The organism is Zhouia spongiae (genome assembly GCF_022760175.1).
GTDB classification, from domain to species: domain Bacteria; phylum Bacteroidota; class Bacteroidia; order Flavobacteriales; family Flavobacteriaceae; genus Zhouia; species Zhouia spongiae.
In genome coordinates, this window is record NZ_CP094326.1 from 2,816,334 (window position 1) to 2,838,035 (window position 21,702).

12 protein-coding genes are annotated in these 21,702 nt (G+C 38.3%); 10 read left to right on the plus strand and 2 right to left on the minus strand.

Features of this window, described 5'->3' with window-relative positions:
- Window positions 1-339: 339 nt before the first annotated feature.
- Window positions 340-825 (plus strand): SixA phosphatase family protein, encoded by a 486-nt coding sequence (locus tag MQE36_RS12330; protein WP_242936280.1) that lies wholly within the window; start codon window positions 340-342, stop codon window positions 823-825.
- A 57-nt stretch (window positions 826-882) separates the two neighbouring features.
- Here the strand turns inward: MQE36_RS12330 and MQE36_RS12335 are convergent, their stop codons facing one another.
- Entirely contained in the window at window positions 883-1,290 is a 408-nt protein-coding gene (locus MQE36_RS12335) for a MarR family transcriptional regulator (protein WP_242936281.1), read from the minus strand.
- A gap of 657 nt (window positions 1,291-1,947) precedes the next feature.
- On the opposite strand from MQE36_RS12335, the gene MQE36_RS12340 reads away from it, so the two are divergent.
- Window positions 1,948-3,132, plus strand: coding sequence for a HEPN domain-containing protein (locus MQE36_RS12340; RefSeq protein WP_242936282.1), 1,185 nt, complete (start codon window positions 1,948-1,950; stop codon window positions 3,130-3,132).
- Window positions 3,133-3,358: 226 nt separating this feature from the next.
- On the opposite strand, the gene MQE36_RS12345 is transcribed toward MQE36_RS12340, so the two are convergent.
- On the minus strand, window positions 3,359-4,234 hold the full coding sequence (locus MQE36_RS12345) for a helix-turn-helix domain-containing protein (RefSeq protein ID WP_242936283.1): 876 nt from the start codon (window positions 4,232-4,234) through the stop codon (window positions 3,359-3,361).
- A 141-nt stretch (window positions 4,235-4,375) separates the two neighbouring features.
- On the opposite strand from MQE36_RS12345, the gene MQE36_RS12350 reads away from it, so the two are divergent.
- From MQE36_RS12350 to MQE36_RS12385, 8 genes are all read left to right on the plus strand, one after another.
- Complete coding sequence (locus tag MQE36_RS12350; RefSeq protein WP_242936284.1) at window positions 4,376-5,755, plus strand: sugar porter family MFS transporter; 1,380 nt, start codon at window positions 4,376-4,378, stop codon at window positions 5,753-5,755.
- A 9-nt stretch (window positions 5,756-5,764) separates the two neighbouring features.
- The gene (locus tag MQE36_RS12355; RefSeq protein ID WP_242936285.1) at window positions 5,765-7,225 is read left to right on the plus strand and encodes a sulfatase family protein; all 1,461 of its coding nucleotides are present in this window, start codon (window positions 5,765-5,767) and stop codon (window positions 7,223-7,225) included.
- 221 nt (window positions 7,226-7,446) lie between these two features.
- On the plus strand, window positions 7,447-10,761 hold the full coding sequence (locus tag MQE36_RS12360; RefSeq protein WP_242936286.1) for a DUF5107 domain-containing protein: 3,315 nt from the start codon (window positions 7,447-7,449) through the stop codon (window positions 10,759-10,761).
- 17 nt (window positions 10,762-10,778) lie between these two features.
- Window positions 10,779-14,015, plus strand: a complete 3,237-nt coding sequence (locus MQE36_RS12365; protein ID WP_242936287.1) for a glycoside hydrolase family 2 TIM barrel-domain containing protein — start codon at window positions 10,779-10,781, stop codon at window positions 14,013-14,015.
- Between the two features lie 322 nt (window positions 14,016-14,337).
- Window positions 14,338-16,446: a polyphosphate kinase 1 gene (gene ppk1 / locus MQE36_RS12370; protein WP_242936288.1), complete on the plus strand. Its 2,109-nt coding sequence runs from the start codon at window positions 14,338-14,340 to the stop codon at window positions 16,444-16,446.
- A 100-nt stretch (window positions 16,447-16,546) separates the two neighbouring features.
- Window positions 16,547-17,455: a Ppx/GppA phosphatase family protein gene (locus MQE36_RS12375; RefSeq protein WP_242936289.1), complete on the plus strand. Its 909-nt coding sequence runs from the start codon at window positions 16,547-16,549 to the stop codon at window positions 17,453-17,455.
- Window positions 17,456-18,665: 1,210 nt separating this feature from the next.
- Complete coding sequence (locus MQE36_RS12380) at window positions 18,666-19,793, plus strand: ATP-binding protein (RefSeq protein WP_242936290.1); 1,128 nt, start codon at window positions 18,666-18,668, stop codon at window positions 19,791-19,793.
- 1,482 nt (window positions 19,794-21,275) lie between these two features.
- Window positions 21,276-21,695: an adenylyltransferase/cytidyltransferase family protein gene (locus MQE36_RS12385; protein WP_242936291.1), complete on the plus strand. Its 420-nt coding sequence runs from the start codon at window positions 21,276-21,278 to the stop codon at window positions 21,693-21,695.
- Window positions 21,696-21,702 lie beyond the last annotated feature (7 nt).

Here is a 21,702-nt window from a genome sequence, read left to right on the forward strand (position 1 = left end):
AACAATGACCCTCTTTGAATTATGTATTATCGATTCAAGAGACTGCCATACGTCGACTGCCGCCAGTACAGGCTGGGTTTTATCAAAGCGCGTAGTGACATGACATCATAACACCGTAACTCCAATCAATATTTATACTGGGTCACTAGCAAATGATATCAAAGAATTGTAACTTTAATACCAGGTTAAAATCGACGATTCCACATATGAAAGTCAGTAATAATCTTGTAAAAAAATAAGATTTAGCTGATATGGGATCATATAAAACCCGGAGGTTGTTAAAAGTTGATAGCTTAAGCACCTCATCGAAAAAAGATATTATTTAAGCGATAATAAGAAATGAAAAAATTAGTATTGATGCGTCATGGAAAGTCATCGTGGGAATACGATGTAGAAGATTTTGAACGCCCCCTGAAGAAAAGAGGGGTGAAAGATACCCGGAAGGTAGCAACCAGGTATGCCAAAACCCATTCTTTCCCCGAACATATTTTTTCGAGTCCCGCGAATCGTGCGTTAACGACCTGTAAGAACTTTATGGACGAAGGCGGTATTTCTGAAAACAGGCTGACCGTTGTCGATCAACTATACGATTTTGGAGGAAATTCTGTGGTGAGCTATATAAAATCCCTGGATGATAAGCTTGACCATGTAATGGTCTTTGGTCATAATCATGCGTTTACTTCCATAGCCAATATTTTTGGTAGTCAGTTTATCGACAATCTGCCTACCGCAGGGCTTGTGGTAATTAATTTTAATGTAGCTTCTTGGAAAGATATCGATAAAGGAACAACAGAGCTCGTAATTATCCCTAAAACCTTAAGATAACAGCATCACAGCATCATTAGATAACAACATCACTAGATAACAGCACTCCCTAAGCCATCAGCTTTCCAGCTCCTTAATACGTAACTCCAATAAAACTTTAATCTCTTTTAAAGTAGTATTACTTTCCTTTAGCGCAGTATTGGTTTCCTGTAAGATCATAATTCGTTCTTCTAATACTTTTATTTTTTCACGGAGTTCATATTCTGCCCCCTCTTCCGAAATAGGATGTAAACCATCTGTAGCAGCAGCCCTGAGCATAGTCCCTTTACCGGTTAGGATCCATTCCGGACTGTATTCAGGATAATTTTCAACTAAATTGATCAGCCACTTTGTTTGAATATCAGTATCATTCTTCAAAGCACGTGACAACACCCCCTTGCTGGCCCCTATTCGTTTTTCAAGGGCTGAAACAGTAATCCCTTCATGTGCTGCAATGGCACTAAAAACTGTTAAAATTTTACTCATCAGAAGAAAATAATCGCTTTTTGTTTGTTTTTAATGATAATTATCCCTTAAATTTGCTTCAAGGGAATACAACACTAACAAATCTACGGAAAAATTAAGAAATACCCTTTCTGAGCTGTAATACATAGCTGTAAAAACAAAGAGAGGGACTTAATGAGTAGGTATATGATGTATTCAACGCAAATAAAATGTGTTATGGGATTGACGTTTAGCCTTAGTTTTTCCGGTACTCAAAATCCTTAAGCCAATAATATTGGCCTGTGTCCCATAACTGACGACTACACTTTTTCATGGTATCCGGCCATGTGACGAATCTGATCTTAATCAATAAAGCATTTAGCAGCCATTTACGCTTGTTTGTAGATCAGTTGTTTACCGAATAATTTATTCGATTGCGACAAGCTGAATGGTAAAAAGAGAATCGCTGCGGTCTCCGGCAATTAATCCGTTTATGGGATTAATATATGACCGGGGTAATTGCGAATGGGTTTTCAATGCAAACAGAGGTTATAAAAGATAAATGAGGTTCAGTATCAAGCATCTGGTAATAGATAAAAGCCTCAAAAATTTATCTCCGTAACAAGATAACAAGATAACAAGATAACTGGATATCAGGATATCAGGATAATCAAATAACGTCATAATAACAAAAGGATCATGAAAACATCTGTAAAACAAACCATCAACAAAGTTACTTCCTTACTTGAAGTGAAATATATTTATCGATCAACAACGAGAACCGGAGAACACGATAAATCTTTATATATCATTATCCTTAAGGGAAATTGTACTTCACTAACGCTGGAATTATCCACCATGGCAGCAAAAATATTTCAGGAGGAGTCCGATGTGTTGTACCGCATTTTTTCTTTCGAGTACGCGTGTCAACAAGTAAGTGCTCAAAATCTATTCTTTATAGATCGCTGCAGTCCATCCAGTTTAATTTATAAAAGTCCCGATGCAGAGGGAGAACTGATAAATCTAACGATAGATGACAAGGTGATAACGAACATACGAGCCGGTTTTAAAAGAGAGTGCGATAAAATTAATTCCTTTATGGATGGAGCAATCTTCTTCCTGAAAAAAGAGAATTATCCACAGGCAGCTTTTATGTTACATCAATGTATCGAGCTATGGTATCGCTATGCAAGTCTTTTTATCATGGGGAAAGAGCGCAAAAGCCATAGTATCAAAGAACTACAAACCTACATAAGAATATTTGTCCCGGAGCTGGGAATATTGTTCCATACGGAAATAGAAGAGGAGCGACATTTACTTAAGCAATTAGATGAGGCATATGTTAATGCCCGTTATGGAAATAATTACCATATCAATCGCGATCAAATAATAAAAATAAAAGAAAAGACCAATGCGGTAAAAAAAAAGGTGGTGCAGCTATTTGAAGAACGGTGTGAGGCATGTGAAGAATTTTTTGCTCCACAACGTACCTTTCTTAAAGAGAGCTCAAAACTCCCAACGGACGAAACAGATCAACCGGACTCTCTAATGAATGAAAGTAAAATATTCGCTACTCTAAAAGCATATATTGGAGAACATTACTATCTGCTCAAACAGGATCGACGCCGTAAGGAGAGGTATCACCTTCATATACAGACAAAAGGATACCTGGATACTTCCTTTATGATTTCCAGCTTGTTAAAAGTGTGTTTTCTGGCCCTGGATACAGAGTATATGCCCAATCATATAGTTCAAGATTCCGGGTACAATGTAAAAGAGGTACTAGGGTATGTATTACAAATGATTCCTCATGAAGAAATGGATTTTCTGGATAAAGTACGGGAGCTTTTAACAGCTACAGAAGCAAAAGAAAATACAGACTAAAGTATTAATTAACGGGACTCCCCGTTGTTCTGACCGATTACAACTGCCCAAATTTTGATCAGGGATACTTATGACGCACTTTTTAAACAGATTCTGAATATAAAACAACAACTCTCTCCCACCGTAACAGGATAACAGCATCACAACATAACAGCGTAACATCATAATATCATAACATGATAACTCGATAACACCACTATCATCCCATTTCCAACATCGTCCTGTCCTATTTATTTCTATAAGCACGGGGCGATAACCCAATATATTTTTTAAAGACCCTTGAAAAGTATAACTGATCCTGAAACCCGGTTTTTAAGCTGATTTCTTTAATACTAAGATCTGTATAGCTAAGGTATTCACAAGCTTTTTGAATTTTTTTCATATTGAAATAATACATTAATGAGTGCCCGGTTTCTTTCTTAAAATAATTGAACAGGTGGGAGCGGGAATAATTAAACTTTTTTGCAATCTCATCAGCTCCCAAAGGTTTATCGATATTCTCAATTAAAAAATCAACGATGTCGTTCCTCAGATTACTACCCCTTTCCGATACCATTTCTTTTGCACTTTCAAAAAAGATAAAATCTGAAATAAATTTATAGGTCAGAATACAGGCATATCTTAGATGGGCTTCTGAAAAATTGTTTTCGGTCAAACCCAAAAGTAATTCAAACAGATCGATAAATTGTTTTTGGTACCCAACATCACAAGGGATATTAGCACGATCTTTATGAATGGCTATTAAACTATCTGCGGTAACCCCATTAAAATGAAGCCAGTAAATACTCCAGGGCTTTTTTTTATTGGCACCATAACTGTGAGGAGTGTGTTTTGGAAGGACAAAATACATTCCCGGATGGATTTCATGAAGAATATCATCTACCCGTATCCATCCGCTTCCGGAAACACAGTATATAAAGATGTGTTCATCAGACCCTTGCTTTCGCTCCCTTTGATGGTAATGCGCATTAGGATAATAACCCAGATCGCCAAAATAAAACGGATTACAAACAACATCTTTGGTGAGCCATTTTTTTAACCGTTTCGGTACGGCGACAATCTGTTGGCCCGGGAAACCTTCTTTAATAGTGATATTGTCCATATTTATCCTTTTCTTATCTATATCAAAGCTAGTAAAAAATAATAGCTTTGTTGTTATTAAGGGTAGTACGAGTGTTTTGGTGTAAAAGTGTACTCTTGGTTGTATGGTATAAATATCTATATTTTATAATGCTTTTTTTAGATGAATCATATCAAATTCAATAATAAATATCTGCTGACTATAGTTTTCATATCCGCTCTCGGTGGCTTTTTATTTGGATATGACTGGGTGGTTATTGGTGGAGCAAAACCATTTTACGAAGTATATTTTGATATTACCGATTTACCGGCTCTTCAAGGCTGGGGTATGAGTAGTGCATTGATCGGTTGTGTATTTGGAGCCATGATATCCGGGTTGATTTCAGATCGGTTCGGAAGGAAAAAACCATTACAAATAGCAGCAGTATTATTCGTGTTATCAGCTTTAGGTACAGGAGGGGCAAATAGTTTTAATGTGTTTATCCTTTACCGTATTATTGGTGGTGTAGGTATAGGAATAGCATCTACACTATCGCCGTTATACATAGCAGAAGTTTCCCCGGCGAAATACAGGGGGCGTTTTGTTGCCATAAACCAGCTTACCATCGTAATAGGTATTTTGGCAGCCCAAATTGTCAATTGGATCATAGCTAAAAATGAAATAGATGGAGACGCCATGCTGTGGAACCAGCAAACGGGTTGGCGACTCATGTTCTGGGCCGAGCTCATACCCGCAATACTATTCTTCGGATGTCTTTTTCTGGTGCCTGAAACTCCAAGGTTTCTGATAAAATCGAATATGACGGTGAAGGCCCTCAAGGTTCTTAAGAAAATAGGTAATGAATCTTATGCTTTTAAAGAGCTGGCATTAATAGAAGGCACATTGCAAACACATCAAAAAACAAAGGGTATAAATAAAAAAGAACTCAAAAAATTGTATCCTATTTTAATCATTGGTGTCGTTCTGTCGGTGTTCCAGCAGTGGTGTGGGATAAACATAGTGTTCAATTACGCAGATGAAATTTTTACTACAGCCGGTTATAGCGTAGGTGATATGCTTTTTAACATTGTTATTACCGGGAGTATAAATCTTGTATTCACTTTTGTAGCTATGGGTACAGTAGATAGCTGGGGAAGGAGGAAGTTGATGCTGTTCGGAGCACTTGGTTTAGCCATAGTTTATGTAGTTCTGGGGGCGGCCTATTATTTTAATTTTCAGGGCTGGCCTATATTGTTGTTAGTGCTCATGGCAATTGCAATTTATGCAATGACCCTGGCACCGGTCACCTGGGTGGTAATATCAGAAATATTCCCTAACCGTATCAGAGGAGTAGCGATGTCGGTAGCAACACTTTCCCTTTGGGTAGCTTCCTTTGTTTTAACCTATACCTTTCCGTTTTTAAATACATTTTTAGGAGCCTACGGTACATTTTGGTGTTATAGTGTTATTTGTTTGTTGGGTTTTGTTTTTGTCTATAGAAAGCTACCTGAAACAAAAGGAAAGACACTGGAAGAAATAGAAGAAGAATTAATTAAAAAATAACCAGGTATAATGTTCTCTAAACAGATAAGTATTATTGTACTATGTAGTACTGCGCTTTTCGGATGTAGTGAAAAGCACATAGCTAAAAACGATAAGCCTAATATTCTCCTTATTATTACAGATGATCAGGGATATGCAGATTACAGTGCTTATGACGGAGCGCCGGATGCTGTCACCCCCCATATGGATCGAATTGCCAGCAATGGTATCCGTTTTACAGACGGATATGCAACTGCCCCGGTGTGTAATGCTTCACGGCAGGCAATTATAACAGGAGCATACCAGGAGCGTTGGGGAACCTATTATTACGGGGGTAAAATTTTTCCGGAAAATCAATATACCATTCCGGAAATATTAGGAAGGCAAGGATATCGATGTGTGAAAATAGGAAAGACGCATTATGCCGATATTTTAGACAATAATGTTAAAGTTGATAATCCGCTCGAATATCGCGAATTTCCATTAAACCATGGTTATGAAGAGTTTTTGGGTTTTTGTGCACATCGGCATGATTACTTTAAGTTAAAAGCATCTGATGACTGGGTCGAAGATCCTGATGATGATAGAATGTCTCAGTTTGGACCCTTATGGAGAAACAAAGAAAAAGTAGATTTTGAGGGATACACCACCGATATTTTTGGAGATGAGGCGGTAAAACAAATAGAGAAGAAAGACGACAGACCTTTCTTTATGGAATTATCGTTCAATGCTGTACACCACCCTATTTATCAGGCGCCTGATAAATATTTAAAACGTTTCGGTATAGAAAAATTCCCTGAATGGAACCCGGAAGAGGAATCGTTTTTAGATTATCATGCCCGTACCTGTTGGCGTATGGAGGAAGATCCGGACGGCCGCAAACGATACCTCGCCAATCTGGCTTGTCTAGATGATAATATAGGGAAAGTTTTAGATGCACTTGAAAAAACCGGAAAGCTTGAAAACACCCTTATATTTTTTATTTCCGATAATGGAGGATCTCAAAATACCTATGCAGATAATGGTGTGTTAAATGGCCATAAATATATTCTCAGAGAAGGAGGCATTCGAACACCATTTGTTATGAGTTGGCCGAAAAAAATTAAAAACACCCAGGTTATAAATGCTCCCGTCTCTCATATGGATATCCTTCCGACCAGTTTAGCAGCAGCAGCTTCAAAAGCTGTTGACAGTCTTGATCTAGATGGGAAGAACCTTTTGACTTTTGCTGAATCCCGATCACAAATACCCCATGAAGTATTGGTGTGGGATACGGGTAATGAATGGGCCGTTCGCAAAGGCGATTGGAAGCTACATGTCGTAAAAAAAGACAATCATTTTAGAAGTATCCACCTTGATAAAGGCACTTATCTGTACGATCTAAAAGAAGATATAGGAGAGACAACTAATCTGGCAGACCGGCAACCGGATAAAGTAAAAGAACTTACGGCAGCTTACAAGTACTGGAAAGAAGAAGTGTCAGCGAAATAACATTTAACCTCCCTGGGATGAATACAGCGGAGCCCTCTTGTGGATATTCAGCATAAATAATGAACCTTATATCCGGCTGAAAGGCACCGTATGCACAAGAGGAAAGATTGATGTTCATAACAATAAGCCTGAGACTCCCGGAATATTGAAATCTCGATTATAAAATGAAGCTGGTTATTTAATCGGCGTATAAAGTTTAATATGAATAGCTAGCGTTAATTATGAGTATGGTTAAAGCCTGGAAAGATATTGTTATCATACCTACTTACGAAGTAGGGAAGCCTGAAAAGTATCCTGTTTTTTTAGATAAACGGGTATATCAGGCCAGTAGCGGAGTAGTGTATCCGAATCCCGTGATTGAGTCTATAAGTGATGAAAGAACCTATAAAGAGTGGGAAGTCGTTTTTCTCGAAAATGACTATGTGAAAATAATGATTATTCCCGCATTGGGAGGAAGAATTCAAATGGCTTACGATAAAGTAAGAAGCCGCCACTTCGTCTACTACAACCAGGTGATCAAACCTGCGTTGGTGGGATTAACCGGACCCTGGATTTCCGGGGGGATAGAGTTTAACTGGCCACAACATCACCGTCCGAGTACCTACGATCCGACTGATTTTAATATAGAAAAAAATAAAGACGGCAGTATAACGGTCTGGGTTAGTGAACTGGAACGGATGTTCAGAACCAAAGGAATGGCAGGGTTCACTTTATATCCGGATAAGGCGTATCTGGAAATAAAAGCACAGCTGTATAATCGTACGCCTCATCCGCAGACTTTTTTATGGTGGGCCAATCCGGCAGTGGCCGTTAATGATCATTACCAATCGGTTTTTCCTCCGGATGTACATGCTGTATTTGATCATGGCAAACGCGATGTATCAGAATTTCCTATAGCCAAAGGAGAATATTATAAGGTGAATTATGCTCCGGGAACAGATATTTCGAGGTATAAAAACATACCGGTACCTACTTCGTATATGGCTATTACTTCTGATTATGATTTTGTAGGAGGATATGAGAATGACACCAAAGGAGGCCTGTTGCATGTAGCCGACCATCATATATCACCGGGTAAAAAACAGTGGACATGGGGTAATGGCGATTTCGGACATGCCTGGGACAGAAACCTAACCGACGAAGACGGACCATATATCGAGCTTATGTGTGGTGTATACACTGACAATCAACCCGATTTTTCATGGTTACATCCCTATGAAGAGAAAGGCTTTAAACAATATTTTATGCCTTATTATAATGTGGGTGTTGTTAAAAATGCTACCAAAGAAGCATTATTGAATCTGGAACTTAAGGATGGAGAGGCGCTCCTGAAAATACACGTAACAGCTGTTTATAGCAATTGTAATGTTAGCCTGCGTAATACACAAAAAATCCTCTTTGAGGAAACATTGGATTTGTGCCCGAAAAATGGCTTTGAAAAAAACATTGCAGTAGGGCAAACAGTATATGAAGACCTGACTGCTGTCTTGACTGCTGCTAATGGTAAAGTATTGGTGTCGTGGTCGCCGGAGGTTACTACTGATATAGAAATTCCTGAAGCCGCCAAAGCCGCTAAGCAACCTGAAGAAATAACAAGTACAGAACAATTATACCTTCGCGGTTTACATCTCGAACAATACAGGCATGCTACTTACGATCCGACCAGATATTATCTGGAAGCGCTTTCACGCGAACCCGGCGATGTGCGTTGCAACAATGCCATGGGATTGTGGTACCTTCGGCGTGCCAAGTTCGAAGAAGCTTTGAAGTATTTCGACAGAGCCATTGAGACGCTAACCGAACGCAATCCGAATCCATACGATGGAGAGCCCTACTTTAATAAAGGACTTGCTTTAAATTTCCTGGGAAGGAAGGAAGAAGCTTATGCCGCTTTTTATAAGGCTTGCTGGAATGCCGCCTGGCAAGATGCCGGATACTTTCACCTGGCCCAGATAGATTGTTTAAGAGGCAATACGGATAAAGCCCTGGAACTGGTAGACAAGGCACTTGTTAAAAACTGGCATAACCATAAGGCACGGCACTTAAAAGTGCTTTTGTTGAGAACAATGCAAAGAACTGAACAAGCCAATCAATTGGTCGGAGAGTCTCTGGCTATCGATAACTTTAATTTTGGTGTGCTCTTTGAAAAATACCTTTTGAGTGCAAAAGAAGAGGATCTTGTATATTTTAAAGATTTAATACGCGATAACCCTCATAATTATATGGAGTATTCTTTAGATTACGCTCAGGCCGGACATTTTGATGAAGCTATTGCCCTCTTGGAAGTGCATGCGGACGGAAAAGATACTATTTATCCGATGATCGCCTATTTTTCAGGATGGTATTATGAGCAGAAAGGAATGTCGGAAAAGGCAAAGGCAGCCTATCAGAAGGCATCAGCTATGCCCGGCGATTATTGTTTTCCGAATCGCTTAGAAGAAGTTGTGGTGTTACAATCAGCTATGCGTAATAATGCGTCAGATGCAATGGCTCCTTACTATCTGGGGAACTTCTGGTATGCATTCAAACAATATAAAGAAGCTCAAAACTGCTGGGAGCTTTCAGTAGCATTGAATGGAGAAAATGCCATTTGTCATCGAAACTTAGCATTGTTATACTTCAATAAAACCAGGCAAAGAGAATTGGCCAGAACACATCTGGAACGTGCTTTTGAATTAGATCCTCATGATGCTCGTTTATTAATGGAGTTAGATCAGTTGTATAAAAAAATAAATATGCCATTAAAAGACCGTCTTCATTTACTGGAGTCAAATTTTGAATCAACCAAAATGAGAGACGATTTGTATTTGGAGTGGATTACCCTGAATAACTTTAAAGGAGATTATAAGCGGGCGTTAGAGGGTATTAAACAACGTCAGTTCCATCCGTGGGAAGGAGGAGAGGGGAAAGTGCCTTTCCAGTATATAACCGTACTTGTCGAACTGGCCAAGGCTTCCGTTAAGCTCGAAGCATACGATAGCGCCATAGCTTTATTAGAAGCGGCACAGGAATATCCTCATAACCTGGGAGAAGGAAAATTATTTGGAGCCCAGGAGAATGATATATTTTATTGGTTAGGGTGTACCTATGAAAAACTGGGAAAAACGAATAAAGCTATACAGTATTGGACAAAAGCATCTGAAGGATTAAGCGATCCGAGTCCAGCGATGTTTTATAATGACCAACAGCCCGATAAGATTTTTTACCAGGGCCTGGCATTGCAAAAACTAGGCAGGCACGAAGAAGCAAAACAGCGATTCGATAACCTGATTTCTTATGGCGAGTCACATATAAACGATGATGTTACATTAGATTATTTTGCAGTCTCATTACCGGATTTACTGATCTGGGAAGAAGACCTGAGTAAGCGTAATAAAATTCATTGTTATTATCTGATCGGGTTAGGTCAGTTGGGACAAGGGAATTATGAGTTGGCAGAAGCGACATTAAATAAAGCTTTAGGGAATGACCGTTACCATATGTCGGCCCATATACACCTCCATATGGTTTATGATAACATTCAACAACAAGGATAAAAAATAATTAACTCATTATGTTTAAAAACGTTACAATATTCATAACACTGGTTCTCAATCTGGTATTTGTACACGCTCAGGAAAACGTTCTTGATCTTTCAGGGGAGTGGCAGGTAACCCTGAGTAAAAACAGGCCAGAGATAGCAAATACAACCGATTACAAAAGGGAAGGAATTATTAAACTACCATCGTCATTAGCCCGGCAGGGTTATGGTTTAAAAACAACCGGATCAGACTTTGGAGTGCTGACACCAACATACAAATATCTCGGTGTTGCCGTATTTGAAAGAACTATAGATATTCCTGAAGAATGGGAGCATAAACAGATTCAGATCTTTTTAGAACGTGTTTTATGGCAGTCTAAAATATTTATAGACGATGTAGAATTAAGCACACAGGATGCCCTGGGGACACCTCATATCCATAAGTTGGGTGTTCTTACTCCCGGTAAACACCGGCTTAAAATAGCGGTGAATAACGATATGATCCACAATATAGGAGATAAGGGGCATGCGTATGGAGCGTATACACAAAGTATTTGGAACGGGATTGTAGGAAGAATGGAGCTAACGGCACACGATCCTACTTTTATTTCAAAAATCCGCACTTTCCCAATGTTGGATAGCGATCAGTTAGGTGTCGAACTGGATATTACAGCAGCTAAAAAAGAAAAGGGTAAACTCACTTTAGATATCAGAGAACTAGGCAGTGAAAAAGTAGTGAAATCAGTTGAAGTAAGCTATAAACTGGAGGAAGGAACACAACAGAAAAATGTCCTTATAGATTTGAATGGGGTGTTGAAAAAATGGAATGAATTCGATCCGTCCGTGTATATTTTAACTGCCGACCTTAACACAAGAAAATATAATGATGTTAAAGAAACCGAGTTCGGATATCTTAAAATAAGTCATAACGGCACCAATGTGCTTATCAATGATACCCCGGTTTTTTTACGGGGAAACCTCGATTGTGTGCATTTTCCGCAGACAGGTTACCCGTCAGCTAAGGTGGAAGACTGGGTACGGATATTTAAAATTTATAAAGACTATGGTTTAAACCATGCCAGGTTCCATTCATGGTGCCCCCCTGAAGCTGCTTTTAAAGCCGCCAACAGGGTAGGGATCTATTTACAGGCGGAAGCTTCTATCTGGATCGATTGGTGGATGAGTGTCGACAATACCGAGCGCGGACGTCCTGAAATGAATACCAAAGGCTTTCCTCAGGGACTTGGAAAAGATCCTGAGCGCGATCAGTTTGTAGTAGAAGAAATGAATCGCGTAGTCGATTATTACGGGAACCATCCTTCCTTCACCATGTTTTGTATTGGGAATGAACTCGGAAACTCCGATTTTGATGTCATGAAAAAATGGGTGAAAGACCTGAAAGAAAAAGATAGCCGACGTCTCTACTCGGTTTCTACCGCCAGAAAAATTACCGAAGCAGACGATTATATGGCCACTCATTACATACAAAATGTAGGGAGAACAAGAGGTTTAAACGGAGCGCATACCGATTGGGATTTTGAAAAGGTATACAGCCAGATGGATATTCCGATTATAGCCCATGAGATAGGGCAATGGCCGGTGTATCCGTCATGGAGTGAAATAGCGAAGTATAAAGGTGTTTTAAAAGCCAGGAATTTCGAGGAATTTAAAGCGGTAGCGGAGAAAAACGGTATAGCCGATCAGGCGGATGATTTTAAAATGGCTTCCGGTGCGCTAAACCAGATCATGTACAAGTACGAAACAGAATCTTTTTTAAGAACAAAAAGCTGTGCCGGAGTGCAGTTATTGAGTATGCAGGATTACCAGGGACAGGGAGAAGCGCTTATCGGCTGGTTAGATGCTAACTGGGAAAGCAAGGGGATAACAACCCCTCAGAAATTTAAGGCACATTTTAATGAAACCGTTCCTTTGTTGCGTATGGAAAAATTCGTGTGGACAACCGAAGAGCAGTTTAAAGGAGTTATACAGTTATCGCATTACGGCCGGTATCCGATTAAAGAAGGGAAAATCATAGCAAAAATTTCAACTTCATCAGGGCGTATTTTAAAAAGTAAAGAATGGGAAGTGCAAGATCTGGAGGTAGGGAGTTTGACAGATATCGGGACTATTACCGAGTCGTTAAATACCATAGGGGAGCCACAGCAACTAACAGTTTCGGTAGCACTTGAAGGTACGGAATTCAAGAACGAATGGCATATATGGGTATATCCAACTGCTGTGCCGGAAATTGACGATAAAGATATTATAGTTTCTCAAATGCTCGACAAAAAAACGCTTGAAGCATTAAAGAAAGGAAAAAATGTATTGTTGTTGGCTAATAATTTGGGGACGGAAGAAACGAGTACTAATCTTTCTTTTAATCCCTTGTACTGGTCGCTTACTTTCTTCCCCGGACAAGGAAAGACCAACCTGGGACTATTAATTAAAGATAAACATGCGGCCTTTAACAAGTTTGTAACCGACTACCATAGCGATTGGCAATGGGAAACGATAATGAAAGGTTCTAAAGGATTTATTTTGAACGACACTCCAAAGTTGTATAAGCCTATTGCGCAGGTAGTAGACGATTTTCATAGAAACAATAAAGAAGGTGCTGTTTTTGAGTTCAAGGTGGGTAAAGGGAATTTATTGGTTTGCGGTTTTAATATCGCTAACAGCGATTTACCGGTGGCAAAACAACTTTTATACAGTCTTAAATCTTATGTAGGGTCAGTCGACTTCAAACCTTCAACCCCTATCGCAGAGAACACCCTGAAAGAATTGTTTCCATATATCCCTAAGGCAGATAATGTGGCCGTTAAAGGAGCGTTTAAAAATGCAGTTCTCCAGGTTTTTGCAGCTAAAAACCTCGAGACAGAAAATGAAAGTGTCACTTGGGAAGGCACAAGTGATCAGGTTCTGATTCAAAAAGAAGTGAAGTATAATGTAAAAGCAGACGGAACATGGAAAGATGATAAAGGAACGGCCTGGCATGGTAAAGAAATGACGATCACAATGGAATGTCCGGAAGGAATGCTGGGTAGCTTTTATGTTTTGTTTGACGATTGGAATAAGCAGGATCGAGAAGGTATCGTGGAATTTGAAGGCAGAAAAGTACAGTTAGGAGCCCACAGCACAAAAGGCGGACAATGGGTTAAGTTTCATGTAATGAGGGAAGATAGTAATGATGGAAAATTAATCTTAAAGGCGAAAGCCACCAAGGGAAATAATTTAATGATCCGTGAAATAGCATTAGAAAAAGAAGAATAGTGTTTACCGAATAATGATGGTTAGGTTTTACCCGCTGCGAATCTCAGGTTCAGGCGGGCTTTTTTATGGTAGATGACATATAAACACAACTCCAACCTCCCGATTGCCCGCTGCCCACTGCCTACTGCTCACTGCCAACTGCCCGCTGCCTACTGCTGATTGCCTCACCCCATAACATCATAACATGATAACTCGATAACAACTCCAAACCCCTGTAAAATAAACTAACAAACAAACTTTGTTCATCAACATTTATCCGTTAACTTTAAACCTCGATCCGATAAAGAATAAACGTATTACACAAAGACCTCACATATTATATATGAATACAGTACAGAAACAGTATGTTAATCGTGAGATAAGCTGGTTACAATTTAATGCAAGAGTACTTCAGGAAGCTGCAGATGAAACAGTTCCTTTAATAGACAGACTTCGGTTTGTAGGTATATTTTCAAACAATCTGGATGAGTTCTTTAAAGTCCGCTATGCCACTGTAAAGCGGATTGCACAAGCAGGAAAAACAGGGAAAAGCTTCCTGGGGGGAGTCAATGCCAAAGAGTTACTCGATGAAATTACCCAGATAGTAATCAAACAGCAATCAGAAAGCCTGGCCATATTAAGAAGGATAGAGTCGCTACTCGATGAGGAGAATATCTATATGATTAATGAAAATGACGTAAGCCCTAAACAAGGGGAGTTTCTGAAAAGTTATTTCCTGGAGAAGGTAAGTCCGGCATTGGTGACCATCATTCTGAATGATCTCGATAAAATTCCTTTACTAAAGGACAGTGCAGGGTACCTGGCTGTAAAAATGGTTATGAAAAACAAGAATGAACCCAAAGGGGTGAATAGGTTTTTTACCAATGTAACCAATGAAGTGCAATATGCCCTGATCGAAATTCCGAGAACTGTCGACCGCTTTGTTGTATTGCCTAAGGAGGGAGATAAAAGCTATATCATCTTTTTAGACGATCTGATCCGGTATAATCTGGGTAGTATCTTTAGTATTTTCGATTACGAATCGCTGTCTGCACATATGATTAAAATCACCCGTGATGCAGAGCTTGATATTGATAACGATTTATCAAAGAGTTTTATCGAAAAAATATCTTCCAGTGTCCGCGACCGTCGAATCAGCGAGCCGGTACGCTTTGTATATGACGATCAGATAGAAAAAGACACCCTGAAGTTCTTAAAAGACAAAATGGAAATAGAAGAAACGGATAGTGTAATTCCCGGAGGGAGATACCACAACCGTCGCGATTTTATGAATTTCCCAAGTCTTGGAAGAACCGATCTGATGTATAAACATTATCCGCCATTGCCGATTGAAGGATTGCGTATGGAGGGGAGTTTACTTGAGCAGATCAGTAAAAAAGATTACCTGCTTTATGCTCCGTATCATACATTCTCATATGTGATTAAACTATTGCGGGAAGCAGCTTTAGACCCGAAGGTAAAAACGATCAAAATTACCTTATACCGCCTCGCAAAAAATTCACAGATTGCCAGCTCGTTGATCAATGCTGCTAAAAACGGTAAAGAAGTAACCGTTCAAATAGAATTACAGGCACGTTTCGACGAGGCGGCCAATATTCAATATGCAGAACAGTTACAGCAAGAAGGCATCAAACTTATTTTTGGTGTCCAGGGATTAAAGGTCCATTCTAAAGTATGTCTGATAGAAAGAGAAGAGGGAAGTAAAATAATGCGTTACGGGTTTATCAGTACAGGTAATTTTAATGAGTCGACAGCCAGGCTCTATACCGATTATACGCTATTCACTTCCCATCAGCCGATACTGAAAGAGATAGCAAAAGTATTTAACTTTTTCGATACCAATTATAAGGTACATAAGTACAAACACTTGGTTATATCGCCACATTATACCAAAAGTGTATTTTCAAAACTGATTAAGCAGGAGATTCAGAATGCGAGAGCCGGGAAGGAAGCGTTTATAAAACTAAAAATGAACAGCCTTACCAGTTATAAGATGGTCGATAAGTTATATGAAGCCAGCCAGGCCGGCGTTAAAATCCAGTTGATCGTACGGGGCACCTGTTGCCTGGTACCGGGTATCAGCGGATTGAGTGATAATATCGAAGCGATCAGTGTGGTAGATAAATATTTAGAGCATCCCCGTCTGTTCATTTTCAATAACGGGGGCGATCCTAAGGTGTATATATCCTCTGCCGATTGGATGACCCGAAATCTCGATTACAGGGTAGAAGTAGGATGTCCGATCTACAACGAAGAAATTAAACAAGAACTGATAGATACTTTTAATATCTGCTGGAGCGATAATGTAAAAGCCAGGATACATTCTGTAAAACAAGATAATGCCTATCGTAAAAATAACAATGTAAAGGTAAGATCGCAGATAGCTACCTACGAATATTATCTGAAAAAAATGACCAAGATAGAAAATTAAAAAATAGATATATTAGTAGCCCTGAAGAAAGAAAATAAATGTCAGACCCGAATGGATCAGGTATTCCGGTACCCGATTTCAGCAAATAAAATGTAAGCGAATGAAAATCCGAAAATTTGCCGCTATCGATATAGGATCGAATGCTATTAGACTGTTAATTAACAATGTTATTGAATCAGAAGGAAAAGATACCCAGTTTAAAAAAAGTTCGTTGGTCCGTGTTCCAATTCGCCTGGGACAAGATTCATTTACCGTAGGAGAGATATCTAAAAGCAATGCAACCCGTATGGTCGAAGCTATGAAAGCCTTTAAACTACTTATGAAAGTGCATAATGTAGAAAAATATATGGCTTGTGCTACATCGGCAATGCGAGAAGCAAATAACGGTAACGAACTTGTAGAAGCCATTCGCGATAAATCGGGGATCAATATTGAGATTATAGACGGAAGAAAGGAAGCTGCGATTATAGCATCGACAGATCTGCATACCCTTATCGAAAAAGATAAAACCTATTTATATATAGACGTAGGCGGGGGGAGTACAGAATTCACCATTTTTAACAGCGGTAAAGTATTGGCCTCCCGGTCGTATAAGATAGGGACGGTACGATTGCTGAATGAGATGATTACAGAAGAGGTATGGAGAGATATCGAAAAATGGATCAAAAAGAAAACGAAGGAGTATAAGAAAGTAGAAATTATCGGCTCGGGCGGTAACATCAATAAGCTGTTTAAGATGAGTGGCCGCAAACCGGGTACTCCGTTATCATATATCTTTTTAAATGCGCAATATCAGTTCTTAAAAGAAATGAGCTACGAAGACCGCATTTCCGAACTGGGACTGAATCCGGATAGAGCCGATGTGATTATTCCGGCGACACGTATTTACCTGAATGCTTCCAAGTGGAGCGGAGCTAAAAAGATACATGTCCCTAAAATCGGACTCTCAGATGGTATTATCAAGTTATTGTATAGTATAGAAAAAGACAAAGAACTGGCTCTTTTGTAAATGATTAACCCGATATTTTGAGTGTTTTGTCAGAAGTGTAAAAAATGTATCTAAAAGAGAGCAGACTGCTTGGTTCAGGAGCTGTTCTGACAAAAGACGATAACCGATTGAGAATCTGTAAAATTAATATCATAACAAGATAACCACGTAACACCATCACAATTAAAACCAATATACTTCTGAAACAAATTTAAAGCGTTAAATAAAAAACGTTAGTCCAATTTCTACATATAAAAACCTGCCATAGTCCTTTACAGGCGGGCACCTCATAAGTGAGAAATGTGTTAAGAATTAAACGCTGTTTGAGTCACACCCTAGCGAGGGGAGTTCGTTTAATTTAACATTCGAGCTTCCATGAGATCGCCGAAAAGGCAAGGCTTGATTTTTTGGTTCGTTTTGCATCAAGAACTGCGAAGCACATCATGAGAACCTTTAAAAATAATAGGGAACCCCTCGAATACAAATGCTTAGCATTCATGAGTTCCTTATCAAACAATAGAGGTCTCACGAATAAAATGAACATAAATAAAACCATCACAATTAAAACCAATATACTTCTGAAACAAGTTTAAAGCGTTAAATAAAAAACGTTAGTTCAATTTTTACATATAAAAACCTGCCATAGTCCTCTTTACAGGCGGGCACCTCATAAGTGAGAAATGTGTTAAGAATTAAACGCTGTTTGAGTCACGCCTTAGCGTGGGGAGTTCGTTTAATTTAACATTCGAGCTTCCATGAGGTCGTCGAAAAGGCAAGGCTTGATTTTTTGGTTCGTTTTGCATCAAGAACTGCGCAGCACATCATGAGAACCTTTGAAAAACAATAGACAAGGTATCGAATACAAATGCTTAGCATTCATGAGTTCCTTATCAAACAATAGAGGTCTCACGAATAAAATGAACATAAAGCACCATAACACCATAACACCATAACATCATAACATCATAACCCCAACAACCAATAATCCATTATCAATCGTTAATCAAAACTCTCCTGACTTCGGTCTTTTGACAAAAACCAACTTTCAAACTTTTAAGAGATTGCTAAACCCAATGATTTGTTTGTTGTATAAAACAAAAAATAATATATTTGTTTGTTAAAGAAAACATTTTTTGAGTATAAATGTATTTTGTAGAGAACAATGGATCGATTAGTAGAACAATTTCAAAGAAAATTAAAAGCCACTCCGCTTAAATTAGTACGATCTCTTATGAGTGATATAATATGGGATGCTCGATTAATTGGAATAAAAGGCGCCAGGGGTGTAGGAAAAACTACACTTATGTTGCAATACATCAAGTTAAACCTAAAAGATGAAATAGATAAAACCTTATATGTTAGTTTAGACTCTTTTTGGTTTTCAGATAACAAGCTTATAGATTTAGTAGATCATTTTACAAAGACAGGTGGAAAGTACCTCTTTTTAGATGAGGTTCATAAATATCCTAATTGGTCTCAGGAGTTAAAGAATATATATGACGATTTTCCTGAACTTAAAATTGTATTTACAGGTTCCTCGTTGTTAGAAATATTAAATGCCAGGGCAGACTTAAGCAGGAGGGCTATCGTGTATAACCTCCAGGGACTTTCATTTCGTGAATATTTAGTGCTAGAAACAGGAGTTGAGTTTAAGCCCCTTACACTACCATACATATTACAAAACCATGATAGTATTTCTGAGGCAGTGTTAGAAAAAATAAGGCCGTTAGCTTATTTTCAATCTTATTTAAAGTCGGGTTATTATCCATATCATTTCGAGGGAAAGGAGAGTTATTATTTACGACTGAGAGAGGTTGTTAATCTGATGTTGGAAATTGAATTGCCGTTATTACGAGGGGTTGATATTAACTATGTGCCTAAAATTAAACAGTTGCTTTATATTGTTTCCCAATCAGTTCCATTTATACCTAATGTAAGTAAGCTTAGTATTAAAATAAATATACAACGTACTACCTTGCTGGGTTATATGCATTATTTAGAAGAAGTAAAGCTTACCAATAACCTCTTTAAACAAGCTAATGGAATTAGTAAGTTGCAGAAACCGTCTAAAATTTACCTAGAGAACACAAATTTAAATTATCTATTGGCTCAGGATAAAGTAGATATAGGGAGCTTAAGAGAGACTTTTTTTGTAAATCAGTTGGTCTATAATCATCAACTGGAGTATGCTGATAAAGGAGATTTTGTTGTAGATGGCATATATACCTTTGAAATAGGAGGAAAAAATAAAACCAATCAGCAAATTAAAGGAATGACAAATGCATTTATTGCTGCAGATGAAATAGAATATGGTTTTCATAATAAAATCCCCTTATGGATGTTTGGTTTTTTATATTAAGCACTAGTATTGAGTATTAAGAAAATGGAATAGAGTAAAGAAAAAAGAACAAAGAGTAAATAAGATATGTTATAGCATAACAAGCATTCGTCTTCACGAGCCTTAGCGTTGATAGGGCGTGTTGATCTCATGGAGACTTGCGAACTCCATCACATAAAAGACTGCCTACTGCCAACTGCCTACTGCATCACCCCATAATCGTATAACAACATAACAGGTTAACTGTATAACTATATTAAAAAACATCTCCCCGTCATTTCGACATGAGGCGATAGCCGATTGAGAAATCTGTATGACTGGTAACCGCCATCCAGATCGCCAATCAAAAATCGTAACAAACTTTCAAATTTCAAACTCCATAACCTCATATCGGGATAAATTTATAGGTATATAGAAATAAAATCCCGCCCTAGGGTTTGGCAGGCGAGGACCCACTTTTCGACGAATCCGTTGAAATCAAACGCTGTTTGAGACTGTTCCAAAGAACAGGTGAGTTCGTTTGATTTAGGATTCAAGAAACTAGTGGATCGCCGAAAACCTAAGGCTTGACTTTTTGTTTCTTTTGCGTCAAGGCAAAAGAAAGGAAGTAATAATATATGAATCAATTGTTAATTATAAGAAGGACTTCTAAATACAATAACTATTCATCCATACAAACCTAAACCCACCAAACAAACTTTACATTTCCTTAACACCATAACTTGATAGCACCATCACATAAAAGACTGCCTACTGCATCACCCCATAATCGTATAACAACATAACAGGTTAACTGTATAACTATATTAAAAAACATCTCCCCGTCATTTCGACATGAGGCGATAGCCGATTGAGAAATCTGTATGACTGGTAACCGCCATCCAAATCGCCAATCAAAAATCGTAACAAACTTTCAAATTTCAAACTCCATAACCTTACATCGGGATAAATTTATAGGTATATAGAAATAAAATCCCGCCCTAGGGTTTGGCAGGCGAGGACCCACTTTTCGACGAATCCGTTGAAATCAAACGCTGTTTGAGACTGTTCCAAAGAACAGGTGAGTTCGTTTGATTTAGGATTCAAGAAACTAGTGGATCGCCGAAAACCTAAGGCTTGACTTTTTGTTTCTTTTGCGTCAAGGCAAAAGAAAGGAAGTAATAATATATGAATCAATTGTTAATTATAAGAAGGACTTCTAAATACAATAACTATTCATCCATACAAACCTAAACTCACCGAACAAACTTTACATCTCCTTAACACCATAACTTAAAAGACTGTCTGCTGAATACTGCTGACTGCGAACTGCCTACTGCCTACTGCTAAGAGCAAACCAACAACCAGAAGCAAAAAATCCGTTTTCCCTTACAACTTCTCTAAAATATTATGTAGTTTTGACGCTGTTTAAAAATAACGGTCAAAGAACGTAATATGTAAAAGAGTGAGTCGTTGTTTTTTATGTAAAATAAACTAAGAGGTTTTAGTTTTAATAATAATTAAATGAAAGTAGGTATTACCTTTAGCACATTCGATTTACTTCATGCCGGACATATAAAAATGTTAGAAGAGGCAAAACAGCAATGTGATTATTTGATAGTGGGTCTACAAACGGATCCCACCATTGATCGTCCTGAAAAAAATAAACCTTCACAATCAGTGGTAGAGAGATATATACAACTCAAAGGGTGTGTTTTTGTTGATGAAATCATTCCTTATACTACCGAACAGGACCTTGAAGATATACTCCGTGCTTTTAAAATAGATGTGCGTATTATAGGAGAAGAATATAAGGATAAGAATTACACGGGTAGATCTTATTGTGAAGAAAAAGCGATTGAGCTGCACTATAATAAAAGAGAACATAGGTTTTCAAGTACAGCATTACGTCAAAATGTAGCAGAATTAGAATTCAAAAAATAGCATTACA